Raw genomic sequence first — 21,127 nt, 5'->3', positions numbered from 1 at the left:
AGTTTGGGATACAAATTCCAGAAAAATAGCTCTCAGATGAATTCAATTTATCTGAGGGCTATTTTTTACTTATTCGTATTGTTGGCTCGCTTTCCTAGGGGACAGCTTCAGCCTGTAGTCTTCAGCTTGTCCTGTTCCCTCAGGAGTCTTACCAACGTTCTTCGTATCAATATCTAAATGCATATTAAAAACACTTTGAATCAAATTGTTTATAGCTAAAGCATGATGTGATTCCAGGACATACTCATTAACCATTATTCTTGCATAGTAATTTTAACTAGTAATATCATTGCACTTTTTATTGGTAAAATAAGCATTTAAATAATCAAAATACTACAAATTTAATTATTCCCTGGAAAATAAAATAAGGCTATTGTGTAATAATACAAACTATGATTAAATTAAGAAAACGCTTACATATTAAAGGGGGAGTTTAATGATTACGTTTATCGTAGCTATCATTTTACTGGTTGTAGGTTATTTTACTTATGGTAAATATATTGACAAAATGTTTAGACCTAAAGAGGACCGACCAACGCCAGCATATGACCAAAGGGATAATGTGGATTATGTACTAATGAAAACTTCTTCTAATTCATTGATACAATTATTAAATATTGCGGGTGTAGGGCCAATATTTGGTCCAATTATGGGGGCATTGTATGGACCAGTCGCATTTATCTGGATTGTTGTAGGTTGTATATTCGCTGGTGCTGTGCATGATTATTTAACTGGCATGATATCTATTAGAAATAAAGGTGCACATCTTCCTGAATTGGCTGGGAAATTTCTAGGTCAAGTGATGAAACACTTTGTTAATATCTTTTCTATTTTATTATTATTGTTAACGGGTACTGTATTTGTTACGAGTCCAGCATTATTATTACATAATTTAATGGATGGACGTATTGCATTAGGTATAATCATTTTTGCAATATTTGTTTATTATATTCTATCTACAATTTTACCAATTGATAAAATTATAGGGCGTATTTATCCAATATTTGGTGCACTTTTATTAATTAGTGCAGTGGGGGTTGGTTTCCGACTAATTCAAACAGGAGCGCCAATACCAGAACTTAATTTACAAAATATGCATCCAGATGGTGCACCAATCTTCCCATTGTTATTCTTTACAATTACTTGTGGTGCATTATCAGGATTTCATGCTACACAAACACCTATTATTTCGAGAACTACGAATAAAGAAAAGAATGGTCGCTTTATATTCTATGGGATGATGATTGCAGAAGGTATTATTGCGATGATTTGGGCTGCAGCAGGTATGAGTTTATTCAATGGTTATGATGGATTGAATGAAGTGTTAGCTAAAGGTGAGGCAGCTTTAGTCGTAAGTAAGGCTTCGCATCTGTTATTAGGCTCAGTGCTTGGCACGATTGCTGTATTAGGTGTTATCATTTTACCAATTACGAGTGGAGACACTTCCTTTAGAAGTGCACGTATGATTATTGCAGATTATTTGAATTATAGTCAGAGTAGTTTACTAAAACGTATTATAATTTCTGCACCATTATTTATAATTAGCTTTGCATTAACACAAGTTGATTTCACAATCTTATGGCGATATTTCTCTTGGGCTAATCAGACGACTGCTGTCATTGCCTTATGGGTAGGAGCAATGTATTTACTTATAGCTAAGAAGAACTTCTGGGTTGCAGCGATTCCTGCTGTATTTATGACTTGGAATATATTTGTATATATTTTGAGCCAAAAAATAGGTCTAGGCTTAGATCTTAACATGAGTTATGTTATAGGTTTTGTACTAACTGCAATTTGGATTGCGTATTTCATTTACCAATATAGAAAAATGACAGCTTCAGAAGGCCAATTTGAACTTGATCATCCGATTCAAACACAACAACAAATTGTCTCATAAATTAATATTTGTGTGGCATAAATAATATTATCGAAAGATGAAGGACAATTGCTAATTGCAAAGCAGTTGTCTTTTGTCTTGTGAAACGATGTTTTAGTTAAAGCACCGATAAATACATATCTTTATAGTTAAAGACAGATGCAAATAGAACAAGATGTATAGGAAAAGTTAAAACTACCAACTATTAACTTTTATGTTTAGCCAAATCAAATACGACAAAGCATGATTTATAGCTGCAATATATTGAGGATTTTTTAGTAATGAAGTAACAAGGTTGATGTTTCACGAAAAACATTAGCCTATTCTAGGAATAGTTTTACGATGGCTAGAATGTTATAACGCCATTCGTATTCGCTTTTGTTAAGCTGTAACTTAAGAGATGATGGATCAAATTTTAAGTGATAATCAAAAAATATAATTGTGTAATCAGTTACTTAAAGTATATTATTAAAGTTTTTTACAGATGTATTACGTAGTAATTTCTAAAAAATTACAATTTCATTGTATATTATTTTTATGAGGGAAAATTCGTGATTTTTATTATAAAACTTGTTATGATGTTGAATCGTAAGTGATTAAGTGGAAATAGTAAATATTTAAAGGAATAATTTAACTAGAAAATAAAATTTAATATATATGATTTAAACTGAAATGTTCAAATAACGTCTTTTATAAAACAAATAGAAGTGTAATTTAATCAAATAACGTAAAATCAAGATACAAAAATTCAAACTGGTATATCAGTCATTCCTTAAATATTCATGAATATATCATTCAATGTACTGCTCATACTATATCAGACTTAATACCTTAATTATGAAAGCAGAGGTTTAAATATGTTAAAAGCTACAACAAGTATTATAGAAAATGATAAATATGAAGTGCAGGCAATTAACGCGCATTATTTGAAACGTATTGAAAAAAGTAATAAAGCAGAACGTTATTTTTGTATAGCACAAAGTGAAAAATTAACATTATCAGCACTGTCAACTTACGTTAAATCAGCGAAATCAGTGATGGCTCAATTAGGAGAAGCGAATACAAGAGCTACATTAACTGATGCAGGTAATGATATTTATCAAGCAACATTTGTCTACTTTGAAGATTCACTCGATGCTTTAAAAACAGCCACTGAAAATTTAAGTCTGTTAGATTCTAAAGAAGCGAAAAATCACATTTTAACAAATGAATAATATAAATTCGTGAGCTTTGGTCGTAAAAGCCTATGCTCAATATACGAGAGCTAGTCTGTAATAACGGGCTAGCTCTCTTACTATTTGAATTCGAATTTATAATGCTGCAACAATACTTTTTTTTAGTTAATGGGGAGTACGTTGGCGAATTGCCTATATTACATATAAAATAGAATAAAATTATAAACAGATTGGTAAGGTGAATAGATTATGGAAATTGCACATCTTAATGAATTTATAATATTAGCTCAGTACAAGAATTACTTTAAAGCTTCACAATCACTTTACATTGCGCAATCTACGTTATCGAAACATATTGTTGCTTTAGAAAATGAATGCGGCTATCAACTCATAGATCGTAGCAACAAGCAGATTAAATTGACTGAAGCGGGAGAATTATTTTTACATTATGCACAGTTAATTGTACAAAATCATCAGGAAATGCAAGAACATTTACAGCAACAGACAGCATCGGAAATTACTTCAATTAATTTAGGAACGTCGCGTGTAATGATTGAATATGGAATTACTGAAATCGTCTCTGAAACAATGAAAGCACATCCAAATTTAAGATTTAAGGTACATGAAGGATTTGAACCAGACTTACATCAAATGATTGAAGAGGGACGTATTGATATTAGCTTTCTAAGAGAGCGGACACCTGCAATTGGAGAATACAGTTATACTTATGTACAAGAACGTCTATGTGCTGTAGTAGATAAATCACATGCATTTGCTGCAGAATCTGAAATATCGTTAAATATGCTTAAAGATATTGAATTATACATGACACCGGATTTTACTTTAGAACATGAATTGTTTCTTTCACTGTGTAAGCGCGAGCAATTTTATCCAATGATTTCCTTTACTGCACCACGTATAGAAAATTTATTAGAAATGGCACATATTGGTGAAGGCGTGGCGTTAATCATGGAGCAACAGGCACGTTACTTTGCAGATGATTGTATTAAGATTATACCTTTTGAACCCAATATCACGACATATATCAATATGACTGTGCATGACCATGTCACTATAAATGATGGGATTGCAGCGTTTATTAATTTAGCTAAATTAGAGAGTACAGCTACTTCTGAAAATGAATAACTGTATAATAATGCCATAGAGAATGGTCTGTTAATTCCAATATAGAATGAATTTGCATGCAAAGTTGAATTGATAATGCTTCCATAAATATTTTATGATTAATTTTAATTTCAAAATGTTTAAGGAGGCAACAAATGAAAAAAATAATTATTTCTGTTTTAAGTGCGACTCTGTTGTTAGCAGGATGTAGTTCTCATGATGGACAACAATCTAAAAAGCAGTCTAATAATAGTGTCGATACTTCAAAAGTGAAAATAAAAAACTACAATCAAGCAACATCGAAATTAAAAATAGATAATACGAAGTGGAAGTATGATAGTAAACATAAAGTATACTATCAATTGAATGTGAGTTACGTCACTAAGCCACAAGCTAAAGATGTCGAAAAGATGGGTATTTATGTTCCTGCAGCTTACTTTAATGGTAAGAAGAATAATAAGGGTAACTATACAGTCACGGTTAATAAGACTAATAAAGTTAAAGGTTATACAGCAAAGACGGCACCGATCGTTTATCCAGTAAACACACCAGGTTATGCCGCGCAAAGTGCTCCAGAATCATATAGTTATAGTACGATTTCAAAATATATGAAATCTGGCTTTATCTATGTTCAAGCAGGATTAAGAGGTCGTAGCATGTCTATGGGTGACCAGCAATCTAGTAAACAAAAAGTGGATTATGAAATTGGCGCGCCTTGGGGTGTGACAGATTTGAAAGCAGCGGTACGTTACTATCGATTTAATAGTAATGCTTTACCTGGTAATAGTACTAAAGTTTATACATTTGGCCATAGTGGAGGAGGAGCACAAAGTTCAATTATGGGTGCTTCCGGAGACAGTAAATTATATTACAAATATCTGAAAAAAATCGGTGCTGCTATGACAGATAAAGATGGTAAATACATCAGTGATAAAATAGATGGCGCAATGGCTTGGTGTCCAATAACAAGTTTAGATCAAGCAGATGCAGCATATGAATGGAATATGGGCCAATATTCTAATTCAGGTAAAAGAAAAGATAATACATTTATTGGTCAATTATCTACTGATTTAGCAGCAAGTTATGGTAAATATTTAAATAAATTAAATCTAAAAGATGGCAATAAGCAATTAACATTGAAAAAATCTAAAAATGGTGAATATACTAACGGTTCATATGTAAAATATATGAAAAAAGAAATAGAAAAATCGGCGACAGAATTTTTAAATAATACGAAATTCCCATATAAACAAAGTAATAGTCAGCAAGCTGGTATGACAATGCCAAGTGAAGGACAAAAGCAAAATAAAAAAATGCCACAAATGATGGGTCAACAAACAAGTAAGACCTATAAAACAATGGATGACTATTTAAAATCCTTGAATAAAAAAGGAAAATGGATTACTTATAATAAGAAAACCAAGCAAGCACATATTACTAGCTTGAAGGATTTCGCTAAATATTATAAAAAACCAACAAAAAATGTACCTGCATTTGACGATTTAAATAAGAGTCAAGCTGAGAACGAAGTATTTGGTACGTCTGGAAATAATAGTAAGTTACATTTCGATAAGACTGTTGCTCAACTCTTAACAAAGAACAAAACAGAATATAGTAAATTAAGTGGTTGGAAAGCTAAATACGCTAAAGCATATAAAGATGATTTAACGAAAAAGGATGCATTGGGATCATCTATTGCGACAAGACAAAATATGTATAATCCAATGTATTATTTATCAGATGCGTATAGTGGCTATGGAAAATCCAATGTAGCTAAAAATTGGAGAATTAGAACAGGTATTCAACAAGGTGATACATCACTTAATGTAGAAACGAACTTAGCTTTAGCTTTAAAACAAATAGTTGGAAAAGGGCATGTTGATTTTAAAACAATTTGGGATAAACAACACACAATGGCTGAAACTTCAGGAGACCCTGAGACAAACTTTATTAATTGGGTTAAAAAAGTAAATAAAAAATAGTGGATTTACTTAAAGAGGCACAATATGAGAGATATTATAGGTGGAATTTAACCTTTTTTCAGAATAAGTTCTTATTTAATATAAACTTGCAAATTTTCATTTAATCTATATAATTTAAGAACGAGGATTAAAGGGGATGAAAGTTATGAAAAAGAAAAACCAACAATATAATATCAAAGACGATTATATGGATTCTAGAGAAGAATTAGAAATTCATGCTTTACGTATACAAGAGCTTGAACAAAATCAAGCTAAAGGTAAGATTTTCTATGTGATTCCATTATTCGCTTTATCAACGGCTGCTATTGTAATTGCAGTATATAGCTATTTAAAGCATAAAGCATAAATATTAACGATATCAGATTACACAAAGGTTTATGACTGATAAACAAACATCATTAGTAAAAAGGCTAATCGAGAGATTAATTTCCTCGATTAGCCTTTTTTAAATTGCCGGTAGTTAGCTAGCACGTCACCTTATAATTACATTTGTATTTCTTCTTTAGCATAATAGTATGATGATTCTACTTTTGGTGCTTGGAAAATTGATAATAAAATGAACAATCCAACCTTTCCAAGAATCATTACGCAAATAATTACAATTTTAGAAATCGTAGAAAGATCGGCAGTGATACCTGTCGATAATCCAACTGTACCAAATGCTGAAACCACTTCAAATAACAATTTTATAAAGGGAATATGGGGTTCGGCAATGGTAATAATAAATGTTGCGATACCAATTGAAAACATACCTAAAACAAATATTAATATGGCATTGTTTACTTGATGTTTGAGTAAAGACCGTTTGAAAATTTGTGGATGTTCAATGCCCATCATTCGTGAATAAATGTAAACGAGAATAACTGTGAAAGTTGTCACTTTGATACCACCAGCAGAACTCATTGGTGCAGCCCCGATAAACATCAGTACGATAAACACGAGAATAGTCGGATTCGTAATCTTACTCATATCGACAGAGTTAAATCCAGCAGTACGTGTAGAGACCGACTGGAAGAATGATTTGAATAACTGTTCATGAACGCTAGAGCCTTTGAGTACATGATGATACTCTAATAACCAAAATGCAATAGTACCACCAACAATCAATGTAAATGTCGACACGAGTACAATTTTAGTGTGTAATTTTAGCTTGGTGATTTTACGAGTTTTAACAACATCTAAGATAACGATATAACCTATTCCACCGAAAATAATAAGTGCGGGTACAATGATGTTAATCATTGGATTACCACTATAGGACATAAGATTATCTGAAAACAGTGAAAATCCAGCATTATTAAATGCAGAAACGGATGTGAATAAACTGATGAAACTACCACGGGCTAAACCGTAATCTGGTATAAATACTAAATTTAACATTAAGAATCCTAAGAACTCTACGCCAAATGCAAATGCGATCATTTGGATCGTTAACTTTAATAAACTAGCATTTTTATCACTGTTCCATGTAATCATTAATAAACTACGTTCATTATATGTGATTTTTTTACGACTTAAGATCAGTACAAATATCGATAGCGTTACAATTCCTATTCCTCCGATTTGTATGAGGAGCATAATGATGGTTTCTCCTAAGGCATTAAATTGTTTCGGTACATCAACGGTAGAGAGTCCAGTTACCGTGAACGCGCTACTAGCGACAAAAAAAGCATCGATTAATGATATTGGCTTCTTACCGGTTACAGGTAAATATAACAGTAGGGAACCAATTACTGTAGTCGTTAAAAATAGTGATAAATATAAATAAGTTAATTGAGTAACATTTTTCAACTTTAATCACCTTGTTTTAATAGATATATAGGATAGTACGCCTATAATTTATTTATAGCAAGTATTATTTCAACTTTATTTTAAAATAGTATTTTCTAATGTAGCTTAATAATAAAAAACACCTTCGAGGATCATCACTGCTAAGTGAATAATCGACGAAAGTGTTGTACTGTATTGCACAATAAATAGTTTATAGATTAATTTAAACTTGTGCCGCCACCGTTTAATCCATCTTTAATATATTGATTGACTTGATTATTATATAAAAATTGAAGGTGTGTAATGCCTGGAAGACGAATATTCTTACCACCGTTTAAGTATGAAAGGTTTGCAGCAACCACACCATCTGAAAGGCTATAAATAGAAGTATATTTAATCTTATTGTCTTCTCCAGGACCATTAATTGCTTGATTTGTAGTTAAACCATTTGCACCTGCTAAAGTTACGACATTAGATACTTTAGTTTCTCCACCTAAGTTTTTGATGAAATACATTGTATTTGCGCCACCCATGCTGTGTGCGACGATATCAACTTTTTTAGCACCAGTTTTTTGTAACACACTATCGATATATCTTTTTAGTTGAGGCCCATTTGTAGAATTAGATCCTTGTTTATTGTAGAATTCCACCGCATAGAATTGATTTCGGTCCCACCCTTGAGAAGCCAAATAATTTTTAATGCCATAGAAATTTGATGCACTGCCACCAATACCGTGTACAAAGACGACAGGGTTATGCTTTGTTGTAGCTGCTTCAGTATTAGGGGTAAAGCTAGTTAACGCTGAAAATGTAAGTAAGACACTTAAAACAAAAGTTATTATTATTTTTTTCATATCCTATATCTCCTAAATCTATATTTAAGATAATAATAAAATTAAAATTAAAGAATATCAATATAATTTTTATTAAAAAATTGTTAATTATTTATAGATATAGTTTTAGAATAAAAAAAGCAGTTTAAATATTTGAATATTAAAGAATTACATTAAAAAATGGCTACGCTCATATTATAAATATAAGGTAGCCATAAATATTTGTTTTTACTGCTTATATAAGGGGAGTAATTCATACGAAAGTTATAGTTCTTTTATTAATCATAGCATTCCATTTTTAATATAGAAAAAGCACTAATAATTATGATTTAGCACCATATACACTATTTTTAATTTCAGCTTTATATATTAATCTTAACGCGATTAACATAATAATTAGAGCGGCAACTCTTTTCACATCAAAGTGAATGGTTAAGCCTTCAAACCAACCAAAATGATCAATGACCATCCCCATTGTTAACTGTCCAATAACGGCAGATATATTGGCAGATATAACACCAATTTTCGGTATGGCTACAATAGTTAAGAATAAATAACCAACACCAAACCAAACTGCAGCAAGTTGCCATTTAGGTGCGTGAAAGAATTCTAAAAAGCTACCATGCCCAAAGAATAAAGTGATAATAAATAAAATAAAGCCACCAGTAATAAATGTTAGAAATGCACTCTCTAATGTGTCAGCCTTCTTACTAAAAGAACCATTAACTGCTGATTGTGTACTTAACGTAATACCTGCAATGAGTGTACTAATTACTATAAATATTTGCATCATAAACCTCCTAATATATTAATGTTAAGGCGATTATCATTAATATAATCGCGATAATTTTTTCGATGCGCAGGGGCTTTTTCTCACTGCCGAGCAAGCCGTAATGTTCAATAATGGCGCTCATTATCATTTGACCAACTACGACACTACCCATCGCAAGTCCAACACCAATTACAGGAATTGCAAATACTAAGACGGTAAGGTAGACTACCCCAAGTAATCCTCCAGTTAGTTCCCATTTGGGTGCTCTAACGGTATAAGACAGTGACCCTTTCCCTAAAAATAATAAGGCGATTGCTAAAATGATTGAACCAACAGCAAAGTTATATAAACTACTTTCCAACTTTCCAATATGATCACCTAAAACAGCATAAATAGAACCTTCAATACTTAAAAATATACCAGCGACAATCGCGATGATATAAAAAACAAACTTCTTCATTAACTTTCCTCTTTTCTTTATTTCGCGAATTAACGAATTGTTATCGTAAAAAAAGAATCTCTATATTAAAGATCCTTTTTCATAATATTGACTAATTGATTAATATTGGCTTCATTTCTTCTATAGTATGTCCATTGACCATGTCGTTCTGATTCCAATAATCCCACTTGTTGCATCATTTTCAAATAATGAGAGACGGTTGATGGGGACATATTAGCCTTTTCCTGAATGTCACCAACACAAACGCCACCTTTTTCACTCATGTTCTTATTGAGATGAGCAGTAGGCTTATCAAAATGTTCTAGTGGGTTCTTTAGCCAAATTAAAATATCTACGCGTGTGCGGTTACTCAATACTTTAAAAACATCTACTATATTTTCCATGTGAATTATACTATTCGATAATTTTCGAAATGTCAAACATAAAATTTAATAATATAAATCAGACATTAATAATTGTAGTTACTTAGTATATTAAATCGTATCTTTGAGTTGTTGATACATATCTGAAGTAACTTGGTCTAATTCCTCTTTCGTCATTGTTAGACGTTCCTTAGACGACCCATATCCAATGTGATGTTTATCTTGAACTAAACCTTCAAAGATTTCATTGATAAAGTCTGTCGGATCTGCGCCAAATGTATGGATACCTTTACCACCTAAGTCTGTATTCACAGCTGGAGGAATGACTTCATAAACATTAGTGTTTGTTTCAGAGAGTTGATGTCTTAAACTAGTGGAAAATGAACTAACCGCTGCTTTCGTTGCAGAATAAATAGGTGCAATTGCCATCGGTGAAAAGGCTAACCCAGACGAAACATTAATAATACTAGCTTCATTATTACTTTTAGCGAAATATTGACCAAATAATATTGAAAACTGGACTGTAGCATCAAAGTTAATATCTATTTCCGTCTTTAGTGATTCCCAGTCATTTTTGGCATCTGCAGTTAAAAGGTTGAAACGATTTTGAATTCCTGCATTATTGACGATAACGTTGACATCTGGATAATGCGTCGTTACCCACTCAAACAATGCAACTCTTTCATCAGCATGTGTAACATCACATTGCTTGGTAATGATTTCAGGAAATTCAGCTTCTAATGTAGTCAGTTTTTCAGTATTACGACCACACACGATGATTTGATTGTCATTATTGTAAAATTTCTTAGAAAATTGATAACCAATGCCTGATGCGCCACCTGTAACTAAAATTGTGTTACCTTTTATATTCAATATAAACACCTCTATTTAAAAATTAAGTGTGAAAAGTATATTATGTTTAACGTTGAATTTCTAATAATCAGTTTTTATAAATTTAGCAGAATGTGTTAAGCATATTTAAATTTTATTAAAGTGTAGAGATAATCATTTATATTATGTAACGACTGAAATAAAAATATTTAATGACGGATTAATATAACTTTTTAAAAAAATGCGAATTTATGATATGTTTGCACAACGACAGGAAGTCATTATGAACAGGAGAATGGGAAAAATGAAAGTAGCTTTAGTAACAGGCGCGAGTAGTGGTATTGGTTATGAAACTGCTAAGTATTTAGCGAAAAAAGATTATATTGTTTATGCTGGATCTAGAACTGTAGAAAAAATGCAGTCCTTAAAGGCATATCATGCACATATTGTAGAATTAGATGTTACGGATCAACAACAAATTAATACAGTAGTAAATGAAATTGTAAAAAAAGAAGGTAAAATAGATGTCCTAGTGAATAGTGCAGGATATGGTTCATTAGGGGCAGTTGAAGATATTGAATTAGATGAAGCGAGAAAGCAGTTTGAGGTAAATTTATTTGGTTTATCTGAAATGATTAAGGCAGTTTTACCGACGATGCGTGCACAACGTAGTGGTACAATCGTTAATGTCTCATCAATAAGTGGTCGTTTGCCTAGCTATTTTGGGGCATGGTATAACGCCTCTAAACATGCTTTAGAAGGTTATAGCTCAAGCTTACGTTTAGAGCTTGAAGAGTTTGGTATCAAAGTTGTTGTAATTCAACCGGGAAGTATTAACACAAATTGGGGGTTAATCGCTGCGGATAACTTAACAAAAGTATCGCAAGGTAGCGCATATCAAAAGAAATCTGCAGTTATAGCAGACATGTTGCGCACGCAATTTAACTCTAACCAATTGCCACAACCATCTGTTGTAGCAAAACGTATAGTTAAGACAGTTGAGCATCAACATATACGTCAACGATTTATTGTTGGGAAATTTGCAAAATGTTTAGTTTTTGTGAACAAAATTTTACCAAGTAAATTATATAACTGGATTATTCAAAGAAGTATGTAAGTCAAAATTCATTTCAAAAGGGGGATAAATCCTTTTGTAACAGTTTTTTGAGTAAATATAAACATTAATGTAGATTTATTAATTTAAAAGATATAGTGATTTGTAGAAAATGAATATATGTTTCGCAAAACTTTTTAATATAAAAAGTACTTTGAATTATTGAAAATTCAAGATATAATAGTCAAAGCGTAGAGAAAAATTTAATATATTGAATAGTTATAAACTGTAGATATACTTTTTTCAAAGATTAACAATGATACTTAGTCTTTGATGGGAGTATATCCTTTTTATTAAAAACGTTTTCATTATTAAAAAGCAACGCCTTTTAAGCTTTATAAATACATATCGTATGCTTATGTTATATATTTTAGAGTTAACACATAATTATTATTTTTAGGACAAATAGCTATGTGCATGACTGAGGAAGTGAATTTTTAAAGGGCGCTCCTTTTTAATATTTGTGAGGAGGAAGAGTGTGAAATTTTTTAAAAAAGTTAGTTTGCCTATGCAAATAGTCATCGCTTTAATTTTAGGGGTAATTGTAGGAAGTATTCTACATGGCAACAAAGATGTTATTAATTATATTCAACCATTCGGGGATATATTTTTAAATTTAATTAAAATGATAGTTGTACCGATTGTATTTTGTTCATTAGCAATATCTATTTCAAACGTTGGTGATACAAAGACAATTGGACGTTATGGTGGTAAAACATTACTATACTTTATTTTCATGACAACTTTTGCAATCGCTTTAGGTTTAATCTTTGGGAACTTATTTAAACCTGGTAGTGGTTTGAATGCAGATTTATTACCTAAAGGTGATATTTCAAAATATGAAAGTACTGCAAAAAGTGCAGAAGGTAGTACATATGGAAACCATTTAATAGATACGGTAGTAAATATCGTTCCAACCAATATATTTGAGGCATTATCTTCAGGTGAGTTATTGCCAATTATCTTTTTCTCTGTGTTCTTTGGTCTTGCTTTGGCAGCAATTGGCGAAAAAGCGAAACCAGTTAAAGACTTTTTAGGTGGCGCATTAGAAGCTGTATTCTGGATGATTGGTAAGGTCTTATTATTAGCACCAATCGCTGTTTTTGCTTTTATTAGTACAACGATTATTACTTTTGGTATTTCAGCGTTAATACCATTATTTAAATTATGTTTAACAGTTGTTATTGCGATGTTCTTCTTTATCTTCATCGTACTGGGCATCGTATCACGTTTATGTGGTGTAAAGATTGTCAGTATCATGAAATTATTGAAAAACGAGCTAATGCTTGCATTTTCTACGGCAAGTTCAGAAGCGGTATTGCCAACTGTTATGAGAAAAATGGAACGCTTTGGTGTACCGAGAGATATTGCATCTTTCGTATTACCAACGGGTTACTCATTCAACCTTGATGGTGCAGCTATGTACCAATCTATTGCAGCATTATTCGTTGCACAACTCTACGGCGTACATTTAAGTATTGGCGAACAAATTATCTTAATGATTACTTTGATGTTAACTTCAAAAGGTATGGCAGGTGTGCCTGGTGCCTCTATCGTAGTATTGTTAACAACATTAGGATCAGTCGGATTAAATCCACAAGGACTTGCATTAATTATTGGTGTGGACAGAATCTTAGAAATGTTGAGAACATGTGTTAACGTATTAGGTAACTCAGTGGCAAGTGTTGTAATTGCAAAATCAGAAGGCGTATATGATAAAAAACGAGGAGAAGAATATTTGAAAGGCCAGGCTTAGTTTGGTTAAGTAAATTTACTGCAACCAGCAGAATATATTATCGATAAAAAGGTAGTTTCCTAAAATATAGGAAGCTACCTTTTTGTATATAGTAATGTTGATGATGAGATAGATAAGACGAACTTTAATTCATAAATACTAGAGGAGAAAGAGAAATAAACAACCATTACTTTTTTTAATTTAAATAATTACAAAACAATCTATTGTTTGAAAACGTTTTTTTACTACGTTAATATATTTTTTAACAATTTTATATCATAAAAAATATAATTTCGCTGATAATTTGCTACGTTAGTTGATTCAATTAAAAATAGACGAGCGATTAACTGGCACCAGTGATATGTATATTTATGTTATTAAATTCAAACTTAACGTAGAAAGGTTGCATGAAATGAGCGAAACTTATCGTATACACAGGATAAAAGAAAATTGGGGTATTATCATAGCAATTATATTTATTGCTTCTACTTTACGTGCACCATTAACCTCTGTAGGTCCAGTGGTTAGTGAAATAACTAAAGTGTTGCAAGTAAGTGATAGCGTGGCAGGATCATTAATTACAATCCCTTTGCTAATATTTGCTATAGTATCACCATTAGTATCAAAGGTTACAGCTCATTTGAGCGTATCCAGGACAATTTTACTATCTACTTTATTATTAAGTGTTGCACTCATTATTCGAGTGATTGGCGACATTAACATTTTTTTATTAGGAACCGTACTTTTAGGCATTGGTATTGCCTTTGGTAATGTCTTGTTGCCAAGCTTTGTTAAATGGTACTTTCCTACACAAATCGGAGTTGCCACGGGTATATATAGTGCCACTATGCATTTTACTGCCGGAATTGGTGGTGGTTTGAGCTTCCCTTTATCAACCATTTCACCACTAAGTTTTAGAATCTCACTTTCTGTTTGGTTTATATTAGCGATTATTGCTATTATCCTATGGCTGCCCAAAGCCGTACATGTCTTCCACTTAGAAAAAGCTACGAAACAACAAAATCGAACGACTACTCATTGTAATAAAAATGTCTTTAAATCAAAGTTATCATGGATGATCGCCATCACTATGGGCTTCCAATCAATGATTGTATACACAGTTGTTGCATGGGTACCTTCTATCTTAATGGACAGAGGTATTGATCCGTCGACTGCAGGTTATTTATTTATGATAAATCAATTTGCACAAGTACCTATGACATTTACCTTCCCTATCATTGCAGACAAATTGAAAGATCAGCGTATTTTAGTTTTTATCGTTTCATTCCTATTTTTAATCGGATTTAGTCTGCTATTTAGTCATACGTTTATATTACTAGTTATTGGTGTTATCATATCCGGTTTGGCAATGGGGGCATGCTTTAGTTTATGTATGACATTCTTTTCAATAAGAGCTCGTACAAGCGATGGTAGCGTGTCTTTATCAGGGTTTGGTCAATCATTAGGTTACTTTATTGGTGCTATGGGACCTATTTGTGTAGGATTTACTTATGATGCAAGTGGCGGTTGGCAAATAGGTATTATCTCATTAATAGTGATGTCACTTCTGTTTGCAGTATTTGGTTACTTCGCTGCTGAAAATAAAGTAATCGAAGATGAATAGTTGGTCTAATAATGATTTATTTTGAGAGGAGTGTTTGGCACATTACTAAAATTAAAGTACACCATTATGATGCATTCAGTAATACACCAAATAAAGGTAATCCTGCAGGGGTAGTCCTAAATGCCGATGGTTTGTCTGAACAAACAATGCAAGATATCGCACAACAAGTAGGATTTAATGAAACCGCATTTGCACTAAGTTCTGATTCTGCTGATATTAAAATACGGTACTTTACACCTGGACAAGAAATGAATTTATGTGGTCATGCTACTATGGCAACATTATATGCTTTAAAATCAGTTGGACAATTACCAGACAAAAAAGATTTCCGCATTGAAACCAAAGCAGGAATATTAGCTGTTCAATTAGAAGTTGATGCTACACAGCATATCAATATTACAATGCAACAAACTGTTCCAGAATTTAAATTATTCACTGGTTCAAACGCAGATTTAGCGACTGCACTAAATATAACTGAGGCAGACATTGTTGATGATTTACCTATTGTATACGGTAGTACAGGCTTGTGGACGCTCATCGTTCCTGTCAAGTCATTAGCTGTGATGCAACAAATGAAACCTCAAACTGCTAAATTTCCAGATATTGTAACAGAAATGCCAAAAGTATCAATTCATCCCTTATGCTTTGAAACTTATGATGCAGAGGCAGATATGCATGGTAGACACTTTTCATCTCCGTATTCTGGAACTGTGGAAGATCCAGTTACTGGAACAGCTTCTGGCGTGATGGGAGCATATTATGCAGAATTTGTTGACCATGAGCCTCAAGACACCTATCAGTTTGTGGTCGAACAAGGGCAAGAAATAGAAAGAGATGGTAGGGTTATTGTCAGTGTAACAAGAGATGAAAAGAATTATAATGTTCAAATTACTGGAACAGCAGTGTATGTTAATACTATGGAAATTACCTTGAATTAGTACATAGGTTGATAACGCAGAAAATTTTGATAGGCAGATTATTGTGGACAAGTTAAAATAAAAACGCCAATTGCTATTTTAAATAGATTGGCGTTTTTATATAATAAGTGATATTTATGTTTCAAATTTATTGTTTATTAAATATCTGTATAACTTTTAATTTCAAAGTCGGAGAGTAGATCATCATAGTCAAGGACGTATTGTGAACGAATTGTATTTCCTGATTTATCTTTTTTCTCAGTTTCAATCGTTACGGTGTCTCCATTTTTACTGTACTTGGTTACTTTAGGATCTGAATATTCAACATCATCTCCAGATTCAACTCTGTCTTCTATATGATCAGCTGCTTTAGAATCACTCTTAAAGTAACTAGATACATAAGAAAATTCTTCTTCCTCATATGCTTCATTTAAAGCGTCTGTATAATCTTCCATAAAGGTTTGAACATCTTCTTTTATTTCGGCATTCTTTTGATGTTTTTCAATTTGATCTTTATTAAACTTCAATTTAACAGGCACTGTTTTTTTACCTTTTTCTAATGCAGGTGCTTCTACGGAGTTTGTTTTAAATGTTTTGCCATCAACTGTTGTTTGTGCAAAGACATTTAATTTAGCATCTGGTTTATAGGGGCCATAAAGATAATCATCATATGCATCATAAGTTGATATTTTCTTGTTGTTTACATATAAGTATATTTTTGAACTATCATTTATTGCATCATCATTGATATTAATATCTAAATATTTTTCGTTGAAATCTTCACTTACAGTATCATCATCAGACATTTTAATAACAATATAGCCATCAAATGTATCTTTGCCTATCGTTTTCTTTGCTTTAAGTTTATAATCACCGATTGGTAGTGTGGCAAAAACCTTTTCTTCATCTTGCGATAATTTGATTTTATGGTCTTTGTTATTATATTTGTATTCGATTGTACTGTTGCTATCAGGGTCGATTTTCACACTTTGTTTACCAACAGTGAAGTCATAGTTATTGAAAATTCCATACTTCTTACCATTTTTTCTTATGTTAATAATTTCAGTATCATTTGCACTTACTGAAGCAATACCAGTTTTGTTTTCTTTCATGCTTTTAACATTACTTTCAATTTCATTTGCAATTCGATCTGGACTATCTGTTTCTTCAATATATTTGTATAGTGCTTTAGATTCTGTTTTATTTAAATTTCTTCCATTAAATTCTAAATCTTTTGCTAAGTTGTTAGTGTTACCCTTTTTTAAATCCTGAGCAACTGCTTTCGCTTGGTTTGTTGGAGATAATGTTGATTCAATAATTTTAAATAATACGAAAAACAAAATTAATATAATAACGATTACACCAACAATGATTAAAGTTTTTTTATTACTTTTATTGCTTTTGTTAATTTGCTTATTATCTTCTAAAGATTTTCCACAATTGGTACAGTTTTTTTGGTGGTCTTTTACTTTTGCGCCACAGTTTCTACAATAATTCATCTGTTTAAACTCCTAAATATGATTGGAAAAGATCTATTGTACTTGAAATACTACTTTCAACTATTATTCTTATAATAATTGCGATGATAATAAAATAAATTAAAATTCCATATACGACAGGAATACGTAAGTTACTTGATGAACTGTATTTAGCGAATAAATAAATTGGAGAAATAATAAATAGTAATAAACTGACAATAATTAAGAAAATAGCAAAGCTAGGTACTTGTATTAACAGGAAAATTGCACCGATAAAAAATAACAATGTAGCATATGTATTAAATGCAATGAAATCAGATAAAGTTTTATGGATGGTTGTTTTAATATTTAAAATTTTATTAATACCAACCGTAATTGCAAAGAGAACTACTAATGCGATAATTACAAAGAAGAATATTTTTGCAACGATAGATCCTTTTGAAATACCAAGATAACTTATCTCAGTAGGGATTAAGATAGAAGTGAAAATAAGCAATAAAATTAAGCCAATACCTAAAAGGGTTGCTATAAATTTATATGAGAAGGTCCTCGTACTTTCAATTTCTGAATCTAATTTTGTAAATACAGATTGGAAAAACCGCTTACCCTCAGCAAAAATATTACTTGAATACTGAGTAACATTTTGCTTAAATATCTCTACTCTTTCGTTGTTATTATTTGATGATTCAGGGGATTGAGAATTGGTTTGTAGTTGATTACCACATTCTCCACAAAAACGATCATTTTTACTTACTAATGAGCCGCAATTTGAGCAATGCATTGTAAACACTCCTTATTTTTAAGTTTATTTAAAGTTTACCATATTTTTTTGTAAAATTTTATAGAATTTTTAGAAAATACAATCAATTTACTAGTATTAAAATTAAAATGTTATGTTGCGGCATATGTTTTTTTATTTGAAACAAAATGAGTACACTGCAAATTGACAAAATCTAAGTAAAAAGCCATTGTTGTTTTCTTTTATTACAAAAGTGGTATAGATAACTTAATTTGAAATTATAAATTACATAAAGTATTAATTTCTTTGTGTATTTAAAAATTAGTTAAATATACTTGGTGCTTGGAGAGAGAACATGAAATTTATCAGCAATTATTGGCAATACCTTACTGTGTTCGTTGTGGTTATACTTAGTTTATATATGGTTTTTTGGGGTTATCAACGTTTAGATGGACTGCAAATGATATTGATGTTTAGCATAATTGCGTTAGCTATACATCAATTTGAAGAATTTGTTTATCCTGGCGGGGCACCTATTGTAGTTAATAAAGCAAGTTTCAGAGAAGAAGTTGATTTCAGCCATTACCCAGGAAATACTTTGTCGACATTTGTCGTCAATATGAGTGTATATGTTCTTTATATATGCGCTTTAATATTTCCTCAACTTATTTGGTTAGGATTAGCGACTATGATATTTAATTTAATGCAGTTTTTTGGACATGGTTATTCAATAAATAGGGCACTAGGCACTTGGTATAATCCTGGGCTTGTGTCTAGTGTGGTATTCTTTTTACCAATAAGTATTTATTATGTCTATTACGTTCATCATTTTCATCTAGTCAATTTTGTTACATGGATTTTAGCGATTTTAGTCTATTTCATAGCGGTCTTTTTAACTATTACTTTGCCATTTGAGAAGTTGAAAAGTAGAAAGTCGCAATATGTCATTTCTGACTGGCAACATGAACGGTATAATAAAGTATTGGAATTTGCTAAATTTAAAAAAGGATAAAGCAAAGGCCCCTAATCTCTAGATAAAGAGTTAGGGGCTTATTTAGATGTGAAAAAGCCAACGATTGAAGTACGTCACTCAATCGTTGGCTAATGATATAAAAATTATTTTGTCGGTATTGCGATTTCTTTTAATGCATTTTCTTGAACGGCTTTGGCTACTTCTGAGATAACGCGAGGATCTAAGGCATTTGGAATAACGAACTCGGGGTTTAGTTCATCTTCCGTGATGACACTGGCGATTGCTGTCGCTGCAGCAACTTTTGTATTCATTGAGATATATTTAGTTTTTGCATCTAAAATTCCTCTGAATATGCCAGGGAATGCAAGTAGATTGTTAATTTGGTTAGCGAAATCAGAGCGACCGGTACCTACTACTGCAGCACCTGCAGCTAATGCTTCTTCTGGGTAGATTTCAGGTACTGGATTCGCTAGTGCAAAGATGATAGGTTGGTCATTCATAGATTTAATATGTGCTTGGGTAAGCACTTTTGGAGCAGATACACCGATAAATACATCGGCACCATCAATGACTTGAGTTAAGTTACCACGCTGATGTGTACGATTAGTGCGCTGTGCAATGTCTTGTTGCGCAGTGTTCATCCAAGTTTCACCTTCACAAACTACACCTTCTAGACTGACAAGTGTTATATCTGTATAACCAGCTTCAAGCAGTAATTTAGCAATTGCAATACCAGCTGAACCGGCACCATTAATGATTATTTTAATGTCATAGTGTTCCTTTTCAACTACTTTAATGGCATTAATTAATGCGGCTAAGACAACGATTGCTGTACCGTGTTGATCATCATGGAATACAGGAATATCTAGTTCTTCGATGAGTCTTTTTTCAATTTCAAAGCAACGTGGTGCGGAAATATCTTCTAAATTGATTCCAGCAAAGTTAGGTTGTAATGCTTTGACAATTGAGATAATCTCTTCAGTGTCTTTAGTATCCAGCGAAATAGGGAAAGCATCAACACCTGCTAATTGCTTGAATAGAATACTTTTACCTTCCATAACTGGAATAGCAGCCTTAGGTCCAATGTCTCCTAAACCAAGAACAGCTGTACCATCGGTGATGACACCGATCATATTACCGCGAGATGTAAGCGTGTTTGCCTTCGTTTCATCATTTGCGATAGCTGTACATACTTGTGAAACACCAGGTGTATAAACGACACTTAAATCTTCTTCTGAAGAGACATCAACTTTACTATTGATTGTGATTTTACCTGCATGTTGTTCGTGAAATTTAACTGGGTCTAACTTTTCTTCTTCTACTGACATTATTATTACTCCTTAATCCTTATTTAGTCTTTT

At 32.0% G+C, this 21,127-nt stretch carries 19 protein-coding genes; 10 read left to right on the top strand and 9 right to left on the bottom strand.

Going from position 1 to position 21,127, the window contains the following annotated elements; genetic code table 11:
* Nucleotides 1-436 precede the first annotated feature (436 nt).
* The 5 genes from SH09_RS01190 to SH09_RS01170 all read left to right on the top strand — a co-directional run bounded on the left by SH09_RS01190 (nucleotide 437) and on the right by SH09_RS01170 (nucleotide 6,504).
* On the top strand, nucleotides 437-1,897 hold the full coding sequence (locus tag SH09_RS01190) for a carbon starvation CstA family protein (RefSeq protein WP_042737785.1): 1,461 nt from the start codon (nucleotides 437-439) through the stop codon (nucleotides 1,895-1,897).
* An 836-nt stretch (nucleotides 1,898-2,733) separates the two neighbouring features.
* The gene (locus SH09_RS01185; RefSeq protein ID WP_042737784.1) at nucleotides 2,734-3,090 is read left to right on the top strand and encodes a hypothetical protein; all 357 of its coding nucleotides are present in this window, start codon (nucleotides 2,734-2,736) and stop codon (nucleotides 3,088-3,090) included.
* Nucleotides 3,091-3,300: 210 nt separating this feature from the next.
* Nucleotides 3,301-4,197 (top strand): LysR family transcriptional regulator, encoded by an 897-nt coding sequence (locus SH09_RS01180; RefSeq protein WP_042737783.1) that lies wholly within the window; start codon nucleotides 3,301-3,303, stop codon nucleotides 4,195-4,197.
* Between the two features lie 134 nt (nucleotides 4,198-4,331).
* Nucleotides 4,332-6,158, top strand: a complete 1,827-nt coding sequence (locus SH09_RS01175) for a subtype A tannase (protein ID WP_042737782.1) — start codon at nucleotides 4,332-4,334, stop codon at nucleotides 6,156-6,158.
* A 145-nt stretch (nucleotides 6,159-6,303) separates the two neighbouring features.
* Nucleotides 6,304-6,504, top strand: a complete 201-nt coding sequence (locus tag SH09_RS01170) for a hypothetical protein (protein ID WP_042737781.1) — start codon at nucleotides 6,304-6,306, stop codon at nucleotides 6,502-6,504.
* A gap of 137 nt (nucleotides 6,505-6,641) precedes the next feature.
* Here SH09_RS01170 and SH09_RS01165 read toward each other — a convergent pair whose 3' ends face one another.
* From SH09_RS01165 to SH09_RS01140, 6 genes are all read right to left on the bottom strand, one after another.
* Entirely contained in the window at nucleotides 6,642-7,949 is a 1,308-nt protein-coding gene (locus tag SH09_RS01165; RefSeq protein ID WP_042737780.1) for a TrkH family potassium uptake protein, read from the bottom strand.
* A 197-nt stretch (nucleotides 7,950-8,146) separates the two neighbouring features.
* The gene (locus SH09_RS01160) at nucleotides 8,147-8,782 is read right to left on the bottom strand and encodes an esterase/lipase family protein (RefSeq protein WP_042737779.1); all 636 of its coding nucleotides are present in this window, start codon (nucleotides 8,780-8,782) and stop codon (nucleotides 8,147-8,149) included.
* Nucleotides 8,783-9,083: 301 nt separating this feature from the next.
* On the bottom strand, nucleotides 9,084-9,551 hold the full coding sequence (locus SH09_RS01155; protein ID WP_042737778.1) for a DMT family transporter: 468 nt from the start codon (nucleotides 9,549-9,551) through the stop codon (nucleotides 9,084-9,086).
* Between the two features lie 10 nt (nucleotides 9,552-9,561).
* A complete protein-coding gene (locus SH09_RS01150; RefSeq protein WP_042737777.1) occupies nucleotides 9,562-9,993 on the bottom strand; it encodes a DMT family transporter in 432 nt (143 codons plus the stop codon).
* A 65-nt stretch (nucleotides 9,994-10,058) separates the two neighbouring features.
* Nucleotides 10,059-10,376, bottom strand: a complete 318-nt coding sequence (locus SH09_RS01145) for an ArsR/SmtB family transcription factor (RefSeq protein ID WP_042737776.1) — start codon at nucleotides 10,374-10,376, stop codon at nucleotides 10,059-10,061.
* 90 nt (nucleotides 10,377-10,466) lie between these two features.
* Nucleotides 10,467-11,228: an SDR family oxidoreductase gene (locus tag SH09_RS01140; RefSeq protein ID WP_042737775.1), complete on the bottom strand. Its 762-nt coding sequence runs from the start codon at nucleotides 11,226-11,228 to the stop codon at nucleotides 10,467-10,469.
* Between the two features lie 262 nt (nucleotides 11,229-11,490).
* Between SH09_RS01140 and SH09_RS01135 the strand changes: the two genes are divergently transcribed.
* From SH09_RS01135 to SH09_RS01120, 4 genes are all read left to right on the top strand, one after another.
* Nucleotides 11,491-12,303: an oxidoreductase gene (locus tag SH09_RS01135; RefSeq protein ID WP_052495391.1), complete on the top strand. Its 813-nt coding sequence runs from the start codon at nucleotides 11,491-11,493 to the stop codon at nucleotides 12,301-12,303.
* Between the two features lie 505 nt (nucleotides 12,304-12,808).
* Nucleotides 12,809-14,056 (top strand): dicarboxylate/amino acid:cation symporter, encoded by a 1,248-nt coding sequence (locus SH09_RS01130; protein WP_042737924.1) that lies wholly within the window; start codon nucleotides 12,809-12,811, stop codon nucleotides 14,054-14,056.
* Nucleotides 14,057-14,447: 391 nt separating this feature from the next.
* Nucleotides 14,448-15,659 (top strand): CynX/NimT family MFS transporter, encoded by a 1,212-nt coding sequence (locus tag SH09_RS01125; RefSeq protein WP_042737773.1) that lies wholly within the window; start codon nucleotides 14,448-14,450, stop codon nucleotides 15,657-15,659.
* A gap of 41 nt (nucleotides 15,660-15,700) precedes the next feature.
* A complete protein-coding gene (locus SH09_RS01120) occupies nucleotides 15,701-16,597 on the top strand; it encodes a PhzF family phenazine biosynthesis protein (RefSeq protein ID WP_119199052.1) in 897 nt (298 codons plus the stop codon).
* Nucleotides 16,598-16,734: 137 nt separating this feature from the next.
* Here SH09_RS01120 and SH09_RS01115 read toward each other — a convergent pair whose 3' ends face one another.
* Complete coding sequence (locus tag SH09_RS01115) at nucleotides 16,735-18,075, bottom strand: TcaA NTF2-like domain-containing protein (protein ID WP_052495390.1); 1,341 nt, start codon at nucleotides 18,073-18,075, stop codon at nucleotides 16,735-16,737.
* Nucleotides 18,076-18,079: 4 nt separating this feature from the next.
* On the bottom strand, nucleotides 18,080-18,835 hold the full coding sequence (locus tag SH09_RS01110; protein ID WP_042737771.1) for a zinc ribbon domain-containing protein: 756 nt from the start codon (nucleotides 18,833-18,835) through the stop codon (nucleotides 18,080-18,082).
* Nucleotides 18,836-19,148: 313 nt separating this feature from the next.
* Here SH09_RS01110 and SH09_RS01105 point away from each other — a divergent pair, with 313 nt between their 5' ends.
* Nucleotides 19,149-19,805 (top strand): HXXEE domain-containing protein, encoded by a 657-nt coding sequence (locus SH09_RS01105; RefSeq protein ID WP_042737770.1) that lies wholly within the window; start codon nucleotides 19,149-19,151, stop codon nucleotides 19,803-19,805.
* 104 nt (nucleotides 19,806-19,909) lie between these two features.
* Here SH09_RS01105 and SH09_RS01100 read toward each other — a convergent pair whose 3' ends face one another.
* Nucleotides 19,910-21,094 carry an NAD(P)-dependent malic enzyme gene (locus SH09_RS01100; protein ID WP_042737769.1) on the bottom strand — a complete coding sequence of 395 codons (1,185 nt, stop codon included), beginning with the start codon at nucleotides 21,092-21,094 and terminating at the stop codon, nucleotides 19,910-19,912.
* Nucleotides 21,095-21,127: the final 33 nt, after the last annotated feature.

This window comes from Staphylococcus gallinarum (genome assembly GCF_000875895.1).
Classification (GTDB): domain Bacteria; phylum Bacillota; class Bacilli; order Staphylococcales; family Staphylococcaceae; genus Staphylococcus; species Staphylococcus gallinarum.
This window is presented reverse-complemented; position numbering and strand designations above follow the sequence as displayed.